This is a genomic window from Hamadaea sp., from assembly GCF_013362815.1.
Lineage (GTDB): Bacteria > Actinomycetota > Actinomycetes > Mycobacteriales > Micromonosporaceae > Hamadaea.
Window position 1 is genome coordinate 23,888 of sequence record NZ_JABFVK010000035.1, and the last position, 15,809, is coordinate 39,696.

A 15,809-nucleotide genomic window follows, 5' to 3' on the forward strand; every position below is an offset into this window, starting at 1 on the left:
GAACACCACCCGCCACGATCTCACACATCGGAGTCATTTATGACCGCGCGATCCCTAGGCGTGGTGATGCTGTTCGCCGCCGCGCTGCTCTGCACCGCCTGCACAGATGCCGAATCCACCGCCCCGGCCCGACAGGCCCACAGCGACCTGGTCGTCGGCACGCAACCACCCATCGCGGCCGTGCCGCACCTGGACAGCATTGCGAACCTGACCCTTCCCATCGACGTCTACCGGTTCTCGGCGGCGCAGACCAAGATGATCGGCTCCGCGTCGGTGCTGCTGGTCAACGAGTGCGTACGCCGCTTCGGCTTCCCCCCGCTGCTGACCGACACCTACGGGCCCGGCGCGAGCAGCCTCACCCGCCGCTACGGCGTCACGGAATCTGAGATCGCCGAACAATACGGCTACCACGTTGCACCGCAGGAGAACATCAGTACTCCGAAGGACTCGACGGGCCAGCGGTTCACCAGGGCGGAGATGCTGGTGCTCAGCGGATCCGACTCAGGCATCGCCGCCGCACCCGGCGATCCGGCGCCGTCCGGCGCCGTGCACAGCGGCATGCCGATCCCGCCCGGCGGTTGTTACGCCGAGGCACGCAAGAAGATCAGCGCCGACGATCCAGCCGATACCAACCTGGCCAGCGAGATCGCCCGGGCCGGGTTCGATCAGGCGCAGGCCGACACGCGAGTGACGGCGGTGTTCGCCCAGTGGTCGGCGTGCATGCGTGAGCGCGGCTACACCGCGGCGGACCCGCTGGCTATCGCCGCGACGGCCGACCTGAGCCTGCCGACGCCGCGCTCGGCGGAGATCCAGACCGCGGTGGCCGACGTGGCCTGCAAACGCGAGCACAATGTGGTCGGGGTCTGGTTCACCGTCGAATCCGCCTATCAGAATGCCCTCATCCAGCGTCACCTGGAGAAGCTGACCGTGACCCGCCGGCAGCTGGACGCGGAGGTGCGCAACGCCGCCGCCGTGCTCGGATTGCCGGTGCCGAGGTGAGGGGAACACGGCTGGCGCGGCGACGCTGGTTCACCCTGGGCCTCGCCGTAGCGTGCGCGTTGTTGTCGCTCGGTGGCCTGGCGCTGTCCACATTGGTCAAATCGCCCGCGCAACTGGCTGCTGAGACCGGGCCGCCGACGGCCTCGCTGCTCACCAGTGTCGTCGAGCGGCGGGTTGTGGCCAGCACGATCGTCACCCGGGCCGCGGTCGTGTCGGCCCGGACCGTCGAGGCGACCCCGAGCGGACGCCAGGGCGAGGCCGCCGTGGTCACAGCGGTCCGCCGGGGGGTCGGCGCGGAGGTCAGGCCAGGTGATGTGCCGGTGGAGGTGTCCGGGCGCCCGCTGATCGTGCTCGCCGGGCCAGTGCCGGCCTACCGGGATCTGCGCCCCGATGACGAGGGCAAGGACGTGGCCATGCTGCAATCGGCGTTGCGCTCACTCGGGCTCTATTCCGGCCGGGACCGCGCGGGATATTTCGGCTCGGCCACCAAACAGGCGGTGGCCGCGCTCTACACGAAGATCGGCTATCGGGTGCCGACCACGGCCGGGGGCACCGACAAGGACAGTGACGCCCTGGCCGGTGGGCAGTCCATTGTCGAGGAGAAGCAGCGCGCGGTCGACGAGGTGCTACGCAAGATCGCCGCGCAGCCCTCGCCGGACCCGAGCCGCCCCCCGTCGGCGGAGGAACCACTGACTGAGCAGCTGCGTCGGGCCCGGGCCGAGCTCGATCGGGCGAAGTCGGCACTGGCGAAGCTGGTCGCGCGGACCGGGCCGATGCTGCCCGCCGGCGAGGCGCTCTTCCTCAGCGGGTTCCCGGCCCGGGTGGTGCAGTCACGGGCGAAGGTCGGTGAGACCGTGCAAGCACCGCTGATCACGCTCTCCACCGGGCAGCTCGCCTTCGAGGCGAAGCTCCGCCCGGACCAGGGCATCCTGATCAGAGTCGGGATGGCGGCCGAGGTCGTCGCCGAATCCCTCGGCGGTGCCGTCACCGCAACGATCAGCGAGATCGGGCCGGTCACCATCGACACCCCGGCCGCGGGCGGCGCCGCGGGACCGCCCTATCTGCCGGTGCGCATCACCCCGGCCCAAGCGTTGCCACTAACCTGGTCGGGGCAGAACGTGCGTCTGACGATCACCTCGGCGCAGACCCCGAACCCCGTTCTGGTCGTGCCCCTCTCGGCGGTGTCGGCGGCCTCGGACGGCAAGACCAGCGTCGCCAAGGTCGGCCCCAACCAGGCGCTGATCCGGGTACCCGTGACGGCCGGGGCCTCCGGCGATGGATACGTCGAGGTCACACCCGCCGTTGCGGACACGCTCGCGGCCGGCGACCGGGTGGTGGTCGGCCGATGATCAGCCTGCGCGGCATCGCCGTGACCTATCCCGGGCCGCCGCCGGTGCACGCGCTGCGCTCGGTCGACCTGGACCTGGACTCCGGCCAGCACGTCGCGATCGTGGGGCCGTCCGGCTCGGGGAAGTCCACACTGCTCAACGTGCTGGGCTTGCTGGACCGCCCCACGGCCGGCGTTTATCAGATCGACGGAACGGATGTGTCCCGGCTGCCGGAAAGCGATCGCACCGGAATCCGGGGCAGCCGGATCGGTTTCGTCTTCCAGGCATTCCACCTCATGCCCTACCGGACCGCCTGGGAAAACGTGGCCGTCGCCCAGCTTTACCGTGGCGTGCCCGCGCGAGCCCGCCGGGCGGCCGCCGCCGCGGCGCTGGACCTGGTCGGGCTCAGTCATCGGCGTGACGCGCTGCCGACAACCCTTTCAGGCGGGGAGCGTCAGCGGGTGGCGATCGCCCGAGCGCTGGTCAACCGGCCCGCGTTGATGCTCTGCGACGAGCCGACCGGCAATCTCGACAGCGCCAACGCCGCAGCCGTCCTGGACTTGCTCGACGGCCTGCGGTCCGAGGGCCTGACCATCGTGGTGATCACCCATGATGCCGTGGTCGCCGCCCGCGCGCAGCGTACCCTCGCCATTCACGACGGTGTGCTGTCCGAGGCGGTCAGCCATGGCTGACCCGGTGGTCCGATCCAGGTTGCGAGCCGTGGACCTGTTCGCAGAGGCGACCGCCGGGGTGGTGCAGCGGCCAGGCAGGTCCGCGCTCACGGTGCTCGGGACCGTCCTAGGGATCGGTGCGTTCGTTGCGATCCTGGGGCTGACCTCGACCGCGGGCGGCCAGATCGACCGCCGGTTCACAACGCTGTCAGCCACCGAGGTCACCGTCACCGACGTCGGTGTGCCCGCCAGTCCAGACGACACCGCGTCCTCGTTTCCGGCGAATGCCGCCGAACGCGTGCGCGCCCTCAACGGCGTCGTCAACGCAGGAGTGTGGTGGCCCGTACCGGTACGCCAGCCGAGGATCACCGCCGCGCCCCCGGCCGCCGCCGATTCACTGGCTCAGACCAGCGGTCTTTCTTTCCACGCCGCCGACCCGGGCGCGCTGGAGGCGATGCATCCCGTGGTGACCTCGGGCCGGCTGTTCGACGATTTCCACGCGTCCCGAGGCGAGCACGTCGCGGTGCTCGGCGCGGCCGCCGCCGCCCGGCTGGGGGTAACTCGGCTGGACGCGGCGCCCGCGGTATTCGTCGAGGGCCTCTCCTACACGGTTATCGGCGTATTCGACGACATCCAGCGTCACCCCGAACTGCTCCTGTCGGTGATCGTGCCGACGTCGACGGCTCTGACCGACTACGGCCCGCCACTCGATCCGCGTGCGTCGATGCTCATCGAGACCAGGGTCGGTGCCGCCGACCTGATCGCGAAACAGGCTCCCCTGGCGTTGCGGCCCGACGCCCCGGGCCGGTTCAAGATCAGCGCACCGGCTGATCCGCGGACCCTGCGCGGCGACATCGCCGGTGACCTCAACGTGCTGTTCCTCCTCCTGGCTGCGATCTCACTGGTGATCGGCGCGGTGGGGATCGCGAACACCACACTCGTCGCGGTGCTCGAACGCAGTGGTGAGATCGGGCTGCGCAGATCGCTCGGGGCACGGCGGCGGCACGTCGCCGCCCAGTTCCTCACCGAGTCGACGGCGCTCGGGACGCTCGGCGGTCTGATGGGGACGAGCATCGGGGTCGCAGTTGTTGTCTCGGTCGCGTTGTCGCACCAGTGGACCGCGGTGTTGAACCCCTGGACCGCGCTACCCGCGCCGCTGGTCGGCAGTGCCGTCGGGCTGCTGGCGGGGCTCTATCCGGCATTGCGCGCGTCCTGGATAGAGCCGGTGGAGGCCCTGCGCCGCTGATGGTGCGGCGGTCACGACGCGGCACAGCTCGTTGCCGAAGGTCATAGCGGTTCGCCAGAGCCATTCGCCCGCGGATTCACGGCGGGGGAGCCGAACGGGCGGTGCCGTGTCGCGGACTTGGCGGGCGAAGGTTTCGAAGCCAACGAGTCCGATTATCGGGATGGAACATCTTCGACTGAGCACGAACGGCACGCGATCGGCAGGGCGTTGATCCACGTGTTGGCCGCGCAGTGGCGGCGCCAGGAACTGTTCGGTTGACCTCGAACCGGCTACGAACGAGACGGCCGGCACCGGCGATAGCCACCCTCGGGTGGCCGCCGTGGTCGAAGCGTAAGGTCGGTGACTGTGACAGACTTGAACTCCACCGATCCCGCGTTCCCGACTGCCGACACCTTAGGGAGCGATGTCCTCTACACCGTCTATCTGACCTCCGTCGACGAGGTGCTTGAGCACGTCAGTGCGGCGGACACCCTGGGTCTCGGCTTCCGCCTCGAGTCGTACGTCCTGGCTGGCGAGGACTCCGAGTTGGGCGGCACCGAGTTCGAGTTCACCCTCCTGAACCATATGCCCGCCCGCCGTGAGGACAGCTGACAGATCTGAAGCGCCGCCCGCCCTTGGCGATGAGGAGTTCGTTCAGCGGGCAGGTCGGTCGCCGGAGTGACGATTCCCCTGGGGGCGCCGGCGAGGCGACCCGCAAGCCGGCACCGCAAGGCAACTTCGCGCAGTCTCCGCGGGCTTCGGCCATCAAGGCCGACAGCTACCACTGAATCTGACGCGGCCGGAACTCAACTAGGCACCTCAGTTGGGCGGGGCGGCGACGACCGTGAGGTGGATTCTCACCGCCACGGATCCCATGCCATGGGCGCAGCGGGAATCAAGGAACGCGGGTATCGTCCGCGTTCATGCGGATGGGGTTTTCGGTCGGGGTGCAAGAGCCTCATGAGGTCGTGTTCGAGTTCGACAAGGTCTGGGGCAGGCTCGTCATAACGGTCGACGGCGTGCCTGTGGTCAAGGATTTGCGGTTGGCCTCGCTCGACCTGACGAAGACCTACAGCTTCGAGGTCGGCGCGACGGAGTCGCATCGGGTAGTGATCGAGAAACGCCGCGAGCGGTTCTTCGCCGGCTTTCGGCCGCAGACCGTGCGCGCCTTTGTGGATGGTGAGCTCGTCGCGGAGGGCGTCGCCTGAGTTTCGTGGCCCGGCCTCATCGCGAGTTCCGTGAGCGTGGTGCGACCGTCGCCAGTCGGAAGCGGCGCGGTCGTGTCGGCGGCACACCACCAAACATCGACCGCGTCGCATACCGCAATGCAACTGCGTAACACGCACGTTCAACCGGTGCAAACACTGGCCGGGGCCGGCCACCCGCTTCAGCAAGCCGACGGCCGCCAGCACGATCATCGCTGATAAACGCGGGCGAATCGAGCATGATCACCGGGGCGCACGCAGGCGGTTGTTCAGGGCCCCGGATCAGTGGCGACCGGCGGAGGGATCATCGCCGGTCGCGCTCGCGTCGTACGACAGCAGCTCCCAGGAGTGACCATCCGGGTCCTCGATCGCCCGGTTGTACAGCCAGCCCAGGTCCTGCGCCGGACGGGGCTCGACCGCGCCGGCGGCCAGCGCCGCCTCGGCGAGCTCGTCCACGTCCTCGCGCGATCCGGCGGCCAGAGCGTTGATCACCTCGATCGGCCCCTGGGCGATCGGCCGTTTCGTGAAGTTCGCGAACTCTTCGTGGGTCATCAGCTGCACGGCGATCGCCTCGGTCAGCACCACCTGAGCCGATGTGTCGCCGCTGAACTGCGGATTGATCGTTCCGCCGAGCGCCGTGTAGACCTTCTTGCTCACCTCCAGGTCCGCGACCGGCAGGTTCACATAAATCTGCGTGTACGCCATTTCAGCGCCTTCCTTCAACGTCCTCGCGTACCGGTGTTGTCCGGCCGCATCTGAAACGTTAGGGGCGTATCTCGGCGTCGGTCTTGTACAGAAGCGACAGCACCTCGCCGGGTTGGGGGCGCTGCAGCTGAGTCGCCGTGCAGCCCAGGAAGCGGATCAACGAGTGAGCCAGGTGCGGCTGGTCGTGGTACCCGATTTGCTGGACGACGTCGGTGGCGGTCCCGCCATGGGCCAGGAGGATCGCCGCCTGGCGGGCCCGTTCGATCTGCCGGACTGTGCTTTGGGTCAACCCGGTCGCGGCCACCACCCGGCGCTGGACGGACCGCGGGGTGACCAGGGTCGTCGTGTCGCCGCGGAGCACGTCGGTGACCAGCGGGTCGCGTACCAGCATCCCGGCCCGGACCAGCCGGTCCACGAAGACGTCGGCGTTGTCGTAGGTCGGCAGCTGCCAGTCGTCGCCCTGCAGGACGAACGAGCGGTCGGTCACGTGCGGGCTCCGTACGGCGGTGTCGACCAGGTTCGTCACCGGCAACGGCCTCAGGTAGGCGCCATGCCGGAAGATGATTCCGAAGGTCTCGCCGTCGCCCGGGGGAACGTCCACCACCGCGGGCGTCGTCTCCGGACCTCGGACCGCCACGCTCGTGACGCCCTGGTGCCGCCAGATCACCAGCTCCCAGTTGGAGTTCGCCACCGACCGCATCCGGGCGGGCATCGTCGTCCCGCCGGCCCGATAGAGCCGTTCGACGTACGGAGAGTCGGACGGGCGCTGCTCGACCCCGAGATCCTGGTCCAGGTTCCGCCCGGTCGTCATGATCGCAAACGTAGCATGACCAGGGGCGAGATCACGTGCATCGATGCATTATGGGTAGTGGATACGCTCCGGTTCGAGGTGGCCGAGACGGCGCTGCGGCGGCGGTGGGCCGGCTTCAAGTCCTCCGAAGCCGGCCCACGATCAGGCGTCCGTCAGCCGGTCATGGCAGGCGCCATTGCTGATTGCTGCCGCCGTTGCAGGCCCACAGAACCAACTGGGTGCCGTTCGCCGTGTTGGAACCCGGGTCGTCCAGGCATTTGCCGGACGCCGGGTTGACCAGTCGTCCGCTGCTGGCCTGCCATTGCTGGTTCGCGCCACCGTTACAGGCCCACCACTCGATGAGCGTGCCGTTGTTGTAGTTGGCCCCGGTGATGTCCAGGCAACCACCACCGATGGTGATCGTGCCGTTGGCGTTGACAGTCCAGCTCTGGGCGGCGGCGTACCCGTTGCAGTCCCACATCTGGACCTTGTTGCCGTTCGTGGCGGCCGCGTTGTTGTTGTCCATGCACTTGCTGCTGTTCAGGCCGGAGACGATCGGCCCGGTGCGGCCACCTGCCGCAGGGCTGTAGGCGGCGGCCACGAGGTTGGCCTGGACCGAGTTCTCCGTCGCGTCGGACGGGTATCCGGAGGTCATGACGCCTTCGTAGAAGGTTCCGGCGGCACCGATGCTGTTGTCGCCGCCGATGCCGAGGATGATCGCGCCTTCCTTCTTCATCGGGTTGTAGCCCGACACGTTGGGGCGTGCGCCGTTGTAGAAGGTGGACAGTGAGCCGGACTGGGCGTTGCCGCCGCGGATCGACCAGTGGTTCGGCTCGCCCTTGACGATCGCGGTGGTGAACCGGTAGTTGATGGTCGGGTCGTTCGAGTTGTATCCCGCGTTCACGCCGGAGAACAGGCCGTTCTCCAGGTCGGCCATGATCCACGGCCCGTTTCCGGTGCCGTAGCCCCAGACCTTGATGTTGCCGAAGTAGATGGCCTCCATGGTGCCGTTGCCGTTGTCGCGGCTATTGGTCTCGGCGTTGCCGTAGTCGAAGCAGCATCCCCCGTTGTAGTGCGTGCCGTCGAAGATGGCGTACATGCCCTCGGGCTGGTCACCCTTGGCGACACCGTTGGTGGCGTTGTTCCGGTATCCGGTCCCGGGGGACACATAGACCCCGTACGCCTTGTGCCCACCGACCATGATCGGAGCGGCGGTCGCGTTCGCGAGGTTGTCGTAACCGCCGGCGGCCGGTCCGCTGAACCCACCAGGCGGGGCCTGCGTGAGATGGTTACCGCGGCCGCTCTGGTCGTAGATGATCGTGATCAAGCAGGTGGTTCCGGCGCAGAAAGAGTCCTGCTGCGAGGCGTCCACGTAATCCCCGGCCGCCAGCAGGCCGATGTTGCGGGTCGTGTTGTCCGACGAGCGGCGGACTTGGTACAGCGCACCGTTGTAGGAGCCGTACAACGCGCGAGTCGTGCTGTGAGCGGCGACGCAGGGCGTGCCACCAGCGGCGTAGATGTCGCAAGGCCCGGTGCCGGCGGCCTGCGAGACGCCGCCGCCGGTGACGGCGCCGACGAGCGCGGCGGCAGCGGCTACAGCCAGGACAGCGGTGCGAAGACGGTGGAGCCGTCGATGAGGTGCCATGGGGGTGTCCTCTTCTGGAGCGGTGCCTCGGACCCACGTGGTACTGCGCCGTCAGCGCATGGCGATGACGCGCGCGGGGGCGACAAGGTGGGTCCGTGGGCATGCGGATGTGAGAGCGCGGAGCTACAGATTCCGGGCGTGGCGGCAGGCGCTCTCCTTTCCGGACGAGGGGCCGGGCGTCGCCGTGCCGGTCGCGAGCCGGGGACGAGGGCTCGCTGGTGTGATCGCTAACATAGCCAACCTCCGATGCCGAAGGCAATAGCCAAATCTGGCCCATATTCGGTCTCAGAAAGTGTTATCTGACAGTCGCCGGGCGGCCCTTGGTTGCGTACCGTGCTCGGTCACGACGACCGGCTTGCCGTGGGCGAGTAGCGGCTGAAGTTTGCCCACGTTGTGACTCTCGGTCCGGGCCTCCCGGTAGTGGTCGATGCCCACGAGGTCGAACAGATCCCAGTCCACCGGCTCGAACGGCATTGCGGCGTACGCGCCGGACGTCGCGGGTGGCCCGAGCCAGGAACTCTCGCAGCGGCGCGACGTGGTGTCCGGCACGGATTTCGCCGCGCGCGTTCGCCAGCCGCCGCTGGAAGGTGCGGGCCGAGATGATTCCGCGCATGAACAGCGTCGACTCGGTGGCCACGCTGAACACCAAGCGGTCAGGCCGGATACGGCGCAGCCGCTCGGCCACCTCGGCCGCCCCGCCGATGTGCGCCAGGGTGGGCTCGGGGCTCTGGTCCCACAGCTCGGGAGAGAACCAGACCTCCAGGTCCAATGTCAGGGCGATCTCTGCAGCCACCCGGAGACGGTCGATGTCGCGGCCGCAGATCTTGACGGTGTTGCAGTGCCGGTCGTCGCGAATGACCTGCAACTCGCGTCGGACGACCGCGGGATCGAATACGGGGCGCCAGTCGGCCCAGAGGACCCGGCCGGCCGACGTCGTAGAGAACGCCCCGACGTTTCATCGCTTCGGCTTGTCCGCGCCGGCCTCGACCATCTTCTGGATCGCCTGACGAGTCACGCCCAGTTCTCGCGCGATGTCGGACTGGGACAGGCCGTCGCCCAGTAGCGCCTCGATCAGCCGTCGTCGTTCCCGAGCCAGCTCACGCACGACACGGGCATGCTCGAGGGCCGCGGCGCGTACCCGTTTCAGCTGATCGATGAGATCCGCTTGAGTCTGAGGCTCATTGGTCTTGCGCACCACGACATTATGACAACCCGGGGTTGTCGTTGTCAACCTGGGGTTGTCAAGACTGACGGGCCTGAGCTGGCGCATTGACCGTAGGGGCATCCACCGGGGCATCGTCTCCTGCGGCTCGACGGTTAGGGGTTGGCCGCCGATTTGGTTTCGCAGCGGCCCGGTACACCACAATGTCGGCAGGCCGCCGTCCCTCGCGGTCGGATCATCGGAGAGGACCACACGAAACTCATGGCGGCTCTAGGCAGCAGGGCACCCGATCCACACGCCGGCCCGCTGCGATGGCATACCCGGCCGACCGTGGCGGCGACCCTGCTGGCGGGCGGATTGAGCCTGGTCTGGGCGCTGTGGCTGGCCCGCGACGCGGGAGACCTCGCGGCGCAGTACGCGTGGACAGCTTTCGTCCGCGATCATCCCGGCTCGGCCTACAACTTGTCCTGGTACGGAGGAATACACCCAGCGTCATACAGCGTGATCTCGCCGTATCTGATGGCCCTGATCGGGGTACGCACCACCGGCGTCGTCGCCACCGTCGCGAGTGCCGCCCTCGCGGCCCGGCTGCTTTCCCGGTCGGGCGTACGCCGGCCTCTGCCGTCCGTCCTGTGGCTGACCGTCGCCGTCTGGCTCAATCTCGCCGCCGGACGCGTCACCTACCTGCTCGGCCTGGCCGTCGCCCTGCTGGCGGTGGTCGTCCTGCTGGACCGTCGGTCGCGTCCGGTGCTCGCCGCAGTACTGGGCGCTGTGGCCACCTTGTGCAGCCCGGTCGCCGGACTCTTCATCGAGGTGCTGGCCGCAGCGCTGTTCGTGACCGGCAGACGCCGCCCGGCGTACCTGCTCGCGGCTGGCCCGCCGGTGGTGATCGGCGCGACCGCTCTGCTGTTCCCGTTCTCTGGCGTGCAACCGTTTCATTGGTACGCGGCGCTGCCAACGCTCGCCGCCGCTGTCGCGGTCGCACTGCTGGTTCCGCGTGACTGGTCGACGGTACGGGCCGGAGCCTGGGTCTACGCGGCCGGCGTCGGCTTGTGCTGGGCGCTGCCGACGCCGATCGGGAGTAACGTCGAGCGGCTGTTACTGCTGGCCGGCGCGGCCGTCCTGATGTGCGCAGAAGCCGCCCGCAACCGCGTCGGCCGGCCCCGCTGGGCGAGCTATACAGCGATCGTGGCGATGGCCCTCTGGACCGTCGTGCATCCGGTCGTGAACATCGTCACCACCGCGCCTGTGACTGCGGGCGTGGCAGACGCACGTCCGCTGATCGCCGAACTTCATCGCCTGGCCACCCGTCAGGTCCGGGTGGAGGTGGTGCCGCTGCGCTCGCATTGGGAGGCGAGTGGCCTCGCACCGCATGTCAACCTGGCCCGCGGCTGGAATCGGCAGGCGGACGTGGCCCGGAACCCGTTGTTTTACCAGGATGAGTTGTCGGCCGAGGACTACCGTGCCTGGCTGCGTGAATGGAGCGTCGGATACGTCGTGCTCTCGACCGACGAGCCAGACGACGCCGGGATCGCCGAAGCGAAGATCATCAGCTCTGGGCCGCCGTGGCTGAGCCTGGCGTGGGCGGATGAAAACTGGCGGGTGTACCGGGTCGACGGCGTCGAGCCCCTCGCCACTCCGCCCGCCACGGTCACCTCCGACGGACCCTCGGAGATCACCCTCGACATGCCCAGCCCTGGCGCGGTGATCGTACGGATCGCCTGGTCACCGTGGCTCGCCATACGCGGCGTCGACGGCGATCCGGCCTCGCACGCCTGCCTGGCCCAGCACGGCAGGTGGACCGAACTGTCGACGCCGACCGCCGGCACGTTCACCATCGAAGCCCGCTACACCCTCAGCTGGGGCACCGCCTGTCCGAGCATGCCGTGAGGTGAACCGGCAGGAAGGCATCGGTCCTACCGCCCCAGCCAGCCGCCGTCGACGGGGATGACCGATCCGTGGATGTAGTCCGAAGCGGATGAGGCGAGGAAGACGACTGCTCCGGCGAGATCGTCGGCGCGGCCCCAGCGTCCAGCCGGAATGCGGTCGAGGATGGCGGCGTTGCGGGCCTGGTCGTCGCGCAGCGCCTGGGTGTTGTCGGTGGCGATGTATCCGGGCGCGATGGCGTTGACGTTCACCCCACGGCCGGCCCATTCGTTGGCCAGGGCTCGCGTCAAACCGACGAGGCCGGATTTCGCGGCGGTGTAGCCGGGCACGTTGATGCCGCCTTGAAAGCTGAGCAGCGACGCCGTGAAGATGATCTTTCCGTGGCCGCGATCGACCATGCGTCGGCCCACTTCACGGCTGAGAATGAACTGCGCCGAGAGGTTCACCGCGATCACCTCGTCCCAGTACTCGTCGGAGTGGGCGGCGGCCGGCGCTCGCTTGATGGTGCCCGCGTTGTTGACGAGGATGTCGACGGGCCGGCCATCGTACTCGAGCCGGTCGGCGAGGGCGGCGACCTCGTCGCGGTCGGTGAAGTCGGCCTGGTAGCCGGTGAAGCTGCGGCCGTGACCGCGTACGCGCTTCTCCACCTCGCTGCCGGTGGGTTCGAGATGGGCGCTGACCGCAACGATGTCAGCGCCGGCAGCGGCGAGGGCATCCGCCATGGCCAGGCCGATGCCTCGCCGCGCGCCGGTGATCACGGCACGCCGTCCGGTGAGGTCGAAGGGGTTCACGCGGTGGCCTCCTGGCAATCGATCAGGACCTTCATCACGTTGCCGCCTCTGCGTAACGCGTCGAACGCGGCTGCAGCATTGTCGAGCGGTTCGATACGGGAGATGAGCGCGTCGGCCGGCACGATGCCGCGGGTCAAGAGGTCGATCGCCGTGTCGTAGTCGCGGCGCTCGTAGACACGGGCGCCGATCATGGTCAGCTCCCGCCAGAAGAACCGGAACAGGTCGACCTCGCGTCGCTGATTGTGCAGGCCGACGACGACGAGCCGACCGCGTACGGCCAGCAGTTGGACGGCAGTATCGACGCCGGAAGCGGAGCCGGACACCTCGAAAGCGACCGCGACACCGGCATGGGAGGTCCACGCGTCGACTTCGGCGGCGACGTCCTGCTTCGCCGGGTCGAGCGTGCGCAGGCCGAGGCCTTCGGCGACCGCACGCCGGTGCGCATCCAATTCGAGAATGGTGACCTGCGCCCCGGCGGACCGTGCGACCAAGCCGATCAACACGCCGACCGGCCCGCCGCCGATCACGACGGCCGACTCTCCGGACTGCAATCCGGCGCGGCGTACATCGTGCACGGCGACCGCCGTGGGTTCGACCAGGGCGGCGTACGAAAGCGGTAGTTCGGGCGGCAGGGCGACGACCACTTTGGCCGCGACATTCCAGCGTTGCTGCATCGCGCCGGCGGTGTCGATACCGATGAAGTTGAGCCGGTGGCAGATGTGGCTATGGCCCGCGTGGCAGGCGGGGCAGGTGCCACACCAGTCCAGTGGCATGACGGTGACCGGTTGGCCGACGGTCAGATCCTCGACGCCGGGGCCGAGAGCAGCGATGCGGCCGGACATTTCGTGGCCGATCGGCTGGGGTGTGTGGACGCGATGATCCATTGCGCCGTGCAGGATGTGCAGGTCGGTGCCGCAGATGCCGGTGTACGCGACCGCGATCTGAACCTGCCCGGGACCCGGTGCGATCGGTGGCCGATCCTCGACCACGATCGTCGAGTTGCCGGCGTAAAGCGCTGAACGCATGTGACCTCGCCTCCGTCGGTCAGGTCGACTGGGCGTCACGCAGGTGCGTACGCAGCCAGTTCTCCGTCGTCGTGATGTGCATTAGTGCGGCTGCTTGAGCCAGGATCGCGTCGCCGGTGACCAGCGCTGTGTAGATGGCCTGGTGTTCGCGGAGGGTCTGCCCGGCGGCGTCGGCGTCCACAAGGCCCCGCCATACCCGGGCGCGCAGTGTCCGGCTGGAGATGCCGTCGAGCACCGTCAACAGCGTCTCGTTGCCGGTGGCGGCGATGACGGTGCGATGAAAGGCGGCGTCGTGCTGGTTGAGCAGTTCGACGTCGTCGGCTGCGGCCCGCATGGCGTCGAGGTGGCCCCTGACCTCGGCGAGCTGCTGCGGGGAGATGCGGGTGGCGGCGAGCGCAGTGGCCACCGGTTCGAACAGCCGGCGTACCTCGGTGAGTTCCAGCAAGTTTTCGCCCTGGAGGAGCTCCACTGCGTCGCCGATGCCTTCCAGTAGCAGTCTCGGCTGCAGGCTCGTGACGAAGGTGCCGTTGCCGCGCCGGACCTCCAGGACTCGGGCGGCGACCAGTGCGCTTACGGCCTCGCGCATGATGTTGCGCCCCACCCCGAGGTCGGCGGCGAGTTGCTGCTCAGGCGGCAGCTTGGAGCCGGGGGGCAGCTCACCGGACTGGATGAGCTCCCTGAGGCGGATCAGGGCCTTGTCGGTCAACGACATGTCTCGGCCTCTCGCGTTCAGCCCCGGCGGCGAAATCGGCGGGTGCGGGACGTCTTGTGAGCCGGGAGCGTAGCAGAGTAATCCCATGTCTCGAAACCGTCCGCAACGGACTGGCGACTCCATCAATCCGGCGTCTCTTCGATTTTCGCAGGTAGACATGCATGTAGCGAATTCCTCTCTAGACGGGGCTCGCTGCGACGGCTATAAAGACATCCCATGCCAAGTGTCGCGATGACAGGGCATCGATGGAGAGCGACATGGTCCAGCTACGGCGCGACGGTCGGCAGGCCAGCGTGCGGAAGAGGTAGGCAGTCATGGCTGAGGTGATCAGCACCGTCGAGGCGATGGACATCCGCTTCCCGACCTCGCGCGAGCTCGACGGGTCGGATGCGATGAATCCCGAGCCCGACTACTCGGCGGCTTACGTCGTGATCCGTACCAGCGGGGGCGGCGAGGGCTACGGCCTGGCCTTCACCGTGGGGCGTGGCAACGAGGTTCAAGTAGCGGCGGTGCGAGCCCTGGCGCCGCTCGTGGTCGGCCTGCCACTGGAGGATGTCCTGGCCGACCTCGGTGGGTTCTCCCGCCGGCTGACCGGTGACAGCCAGCTGAGGTGGCTCGGCCCACACAAGGGTGCAATCCACATGGCCGCAGCCGCGATCGTGAACGCAGTCTGGGACCTGTACGCCCGCAGGGAGGGCAAGCCCGTCTGGCGCCTGTTGGCGGAGATGTCCCCCGAACAGCTCGTTGACCTCGTCGACTTTCGCTATCTGCAGGACGCCCTGACTCGTGAGGAAGCGTTGGAGATCCTGCGGCGTGCAGAGCCGGGACGCGCGCAGCGGCAACGGCAACTGCTCGAACGAGGATTCCCGGCCTACACCACCACACCGGGCTGGTTGGGTTACACCGATGAGAAGCTGACCCGGCTGAGCAAGCAGGCGGTGGCCGACGGATTCAATCTGATCAAGCTGAAGGTGGGCGCCGACCGTGAAGCGGACGTCCGGCGGCTGCGGTTGGCCCGCGACGCGGTCGGCCCGGAGATCCGGATCGCCGTCGACGCGAACCAAGCCTGGGGGGTCGATCAGGCGATCTCTTGGCTGGAGCAGCTGGCACCTTACGACCCGTACTGGATCGAGGAACCGACCTCACCGGACGACGTGCTGGGCCATGCCGCGATCCGGCGTGCTGTCGCGCCCATCAAGGTCGCGACCGGTGAGCACTGTCAGAACCAGGTGATGTTCAAACAGCTGCTACAGGCGGGTGCCATCGACATCCTGCAGATGGACGCGAGTCGAGTCGCCGGGGTGACCGAAAACGTCGCGATCCTCTTGCTGGCCGCCAAATTCGGCGTGCCAGTGTGCCCGCACGCGGGCGGGGTCGGCCTGTGCGAAATGGTGCAGCACCTTGCGATGTTCGACTACGTCGCGGTCAGCGGAAGCATCGACGGCCGAGTCATCGAATACGTCGACCACCTGCATCAGCATTTCGTGGATCCAGTCGTGATCCGCGGCGGCTATTACGTCGCGCCGACCAGGCCCGGGCTCGGCGCGCGGATGCACGCGCGGTCGATCGCCGCGTACCGCTACCCGGACGGTCCGCAATGGACGTCCGCCATCTAGCCGACCTGCCCGGGTCAGCACCACAACGCACCTCCTGTAACGCGCAGT

16 protein-coding genes are annotated in these 15,809 nt (G+C 68.2%); 8 read left to right on the plus strand and 8 right to left on the minus strand.

Going from position 1 to position 15,809, the window contains the following annotated elements:
* The first annotated feature begins 39 nt into the window (after nucleotides 1-39).
* The 6 genes from HOV77_RS18070 to HOV77_RS18095 all read left to right on the plus strand — a co-directional run bounded on the left by HOV77_RS18070 (nucleotide 40) and on the right by HOV77_RS18095 (nucleotide 5,431).
* Nucleotides 40-999, plus strand: coding sequence for a hypothetical protein (locus tag HOV77_RS18070; protein WP_290863580.1), 960 nt, complete (start codon nucleotides 40-42; stop codon nucleotides 997-999).
* Nucleotides 996-2,348 carry a peptidoglycan-binding protein gene (locus HOV77_RS18075; RefSeq protein WP_290863581.1) on the plus strand — a complete coding sequence of 451 codons (1,353 nt, stop codon included), beginning with the start codon at nucleotides 996-998 and terminating at the stop codon, nucleotides 2,346-2,348. The genes HOV77_RS18070 and HOV77_RS18075 overlap by 4 nt, the downstream gene beginning before the upstream one ends.
* Complete coding sequence (locus tag HOV77_RS18080; RefSeq protein ID WP_290863582.1) at nucleotides 2,345-3,019, plus strand: ABC transporter ATP-binding protein; 675 nt, start codon at nucleotides 2,345-2,347, stop codon at nucleotides 3,017-3,019. Before HOV77_RS18075 ends, HOV77_RS18080 begins: the two co-directional genes overlap by 4 nt.
* A gap of 28 nt (nucleotides 3,020-3,047) precedes the next feature.
* A complete protein-coding gene (locus tag HOV77_RS18085) occupies nucleotides 3,048-4,244 on the plus strand; it encodes an ABC transporter permease (protein WP_290863583.1) in 1,197 nt (398 codons plus the stop codon).
* Nucleotides 4,245-4,583: 339 nt separating this feature from the next.
* Complete coding sequence (locus HOV77_RS18090) at nucleotides 4,584-4,835, plus strand: hypothetical protein (RefSeq protein WP_290863584.1); 252 nt, start codon at nucleotides 4,584-4,586, stop codon at nucleotides 4,833-4,835.
* A 356-nt stretch (nucleotides 4,836-5,191) separates the two neighbouring features.
* Nucleotides 5,192-5,431 carry a hypothetical protein gene (locus HOV77_RS18095; protein ID WP_290863585.1) on the plus strand — a complete coding sequence of 80 codons (240 nt, stop codon included), beginning with the start codon at nucleotides 5,192-5,194 and terminating at the stop codon, nucleotides 5,429-5,431.
* Between the two features lie 279 nt (nucleotides 5,432-5,710).
* On the opposite strand, the gene HOV77_RS18100 is transcribed toward HOV77_RS18095, so the two are convergent.
* The 5 genes from HOV77_RS18100 to HOV77_RS18120 all read right to left on the minus strand — a co-directional run bounded on the left by HOV77_RS18100 (nucleotide 5,711) and on the right by HOV77_RS18120 (nucleotide 9,763).
* On the minus strand, nucleotides 5,711-6,133 hold the full coding sequence (locus HOV77_RS18100; RefSeq protein ID WP_290863586.1) for a VOC family protein: 423 nt from the start codon (nucleotides 6,131-6,133) through the stop codon (nucleotides 5,711-5,713).
* Nucleotides 6,134-6,191: 58 nt separating this feature from the next.
* Nucleotides 6,192-6,944, minus strand: a complete 753-nt coding sequence (locus HOV77_RS18105; RefSeq protein ID WP_290863587.1) for a helix-turn-helix domain-containing protein — start codon at nucleotides 6,942-6,944, stop codon at nucleotides 6,192-6,194.
* Between the two features lie 160 nt (nucleotides 6,945-7,104).
* Complete coding sequence (locus HOV77_RS18110) at nucleotides 7,105-8,568, minus strand: arabinofuranosidase catalytic domain-containing protein (RefSeq protein WP_290863588.1); 1,464 nt, start codon at nucleotides 8,566-8,568, stop codon at nucleotides 7,105-7,107.
* Nucleotides 8,569-8,853: 285 nt separating this feature from the next.
* Nucleotides 8,854-9,117, minus strand: a complete 264-nt coding sequence (locus tag HOV77_RS18115) for a hypothetical protein (RefSeq protein WP_290863589.1) — start codon at nucleotides 9,115-9,117, stop codon at nucleotides 8,854-8,856.
* A gap of 406 nt (nucleotides 9,118-9,523) precedes the next feature.
* Entirely contained in the window at nucleotides 9,524-9,763 is a 240-nt protein-coding gene (locus tag HOV77_RS18120) for a TrfB-related DNA-binding protein (RefSeq protein WP_290863590.1), read from the minus strand.
* A 297-nt stretch (nucleotides 9,764-10,060) separates the two neighbouring features.
* Between HOV77_RS18120 and HOV77_RS18125 the strand changes: the two genes are divergently transcribed.
* A complete protein-coding gene (locus HOV77_RS18125; protein WP_290863591.1) occupies nucleotides 10,061-11,620 on the plus strand; it encodes an MFS transporter in 1,560 nt (519 codons plus the stop codon).
* Nucleotides 11,621-11,646: 26 nt separating this feature from the next.
* Here HOV77_RS18125 and HOV77_RS18130 read toward each other — a convergent pair whose 3' ends face one another.
* From HOV77_RS18130 to HOV77_RS18140, 3 genes are read right to left on the minus strand one after another with little or no spacing between them, the layout of a single operon-like run.
* Nucleotides 11,647-12,408 carry an SDR family oxidoreductase gene (locus HOV77_RS18130; protein WP_290863592.1) on the minus strand — a complete coding sequence of 254 codons (762 nt, stop codon included), beginning with the start codon at nucleotides 12,406-12,408 and terminating at the stop codon, nucleotides 11,647-11,649.
* Nucleotides 12,405-13,433 carry an alcohol dehydrogenase catalytic domain-containing protein gene (locus tag HOV77_RS18135; protein ID WP_290863593.1) on the minus strand — a complete coding sequence of 343 codons (1,029 nt, stop codon included), beginning with the start codon at nucleotides 13,431-13,433 and terminating at the stop codon, nucleotides 12,405-12,407. The genes HOV77_RS18130 and HOV77_RS18135 overlap by 4 nt, the downstream gene beginning before the upstream one ends.
* A 19-nt stretch (nucleotides 13,434-13,452) precedes the next feature.
* Nucleotides 13,453-14,145 (minus strand): FadR/GntR family transcriptional regulator, encoded by a 693-nt coding sequence (locus HOV77_RS18140; RefSeq protein ID WP_290863594.1) that lies wholly within the window; start codon nucleotides 14,143-14,145, stop codon nucleotides 13,453-13,455.
* A gap of 314 nt (nucleotides 14,146-14,459) precedes the next feature.
* Between HOV77_RS18140 and HOV77_RS18145 the strand changes: the two genes are divergently transcribed.
* Nucleotides 14,460-15,761: an L-fuconate dehydratase gene (locus HOV77_RS18145; RefSeq protein ID WP_290863595.1), complete on the plus strand. Its 1,302-nt coding sequence runs from the start codon at nucleotides 14,460-14,462 to the stop codon at nucleotides 15,759-15,761.
* The last annotated feature ends 48 nt before the right edge of the window (nucleotides 15,762-15,809 follow it).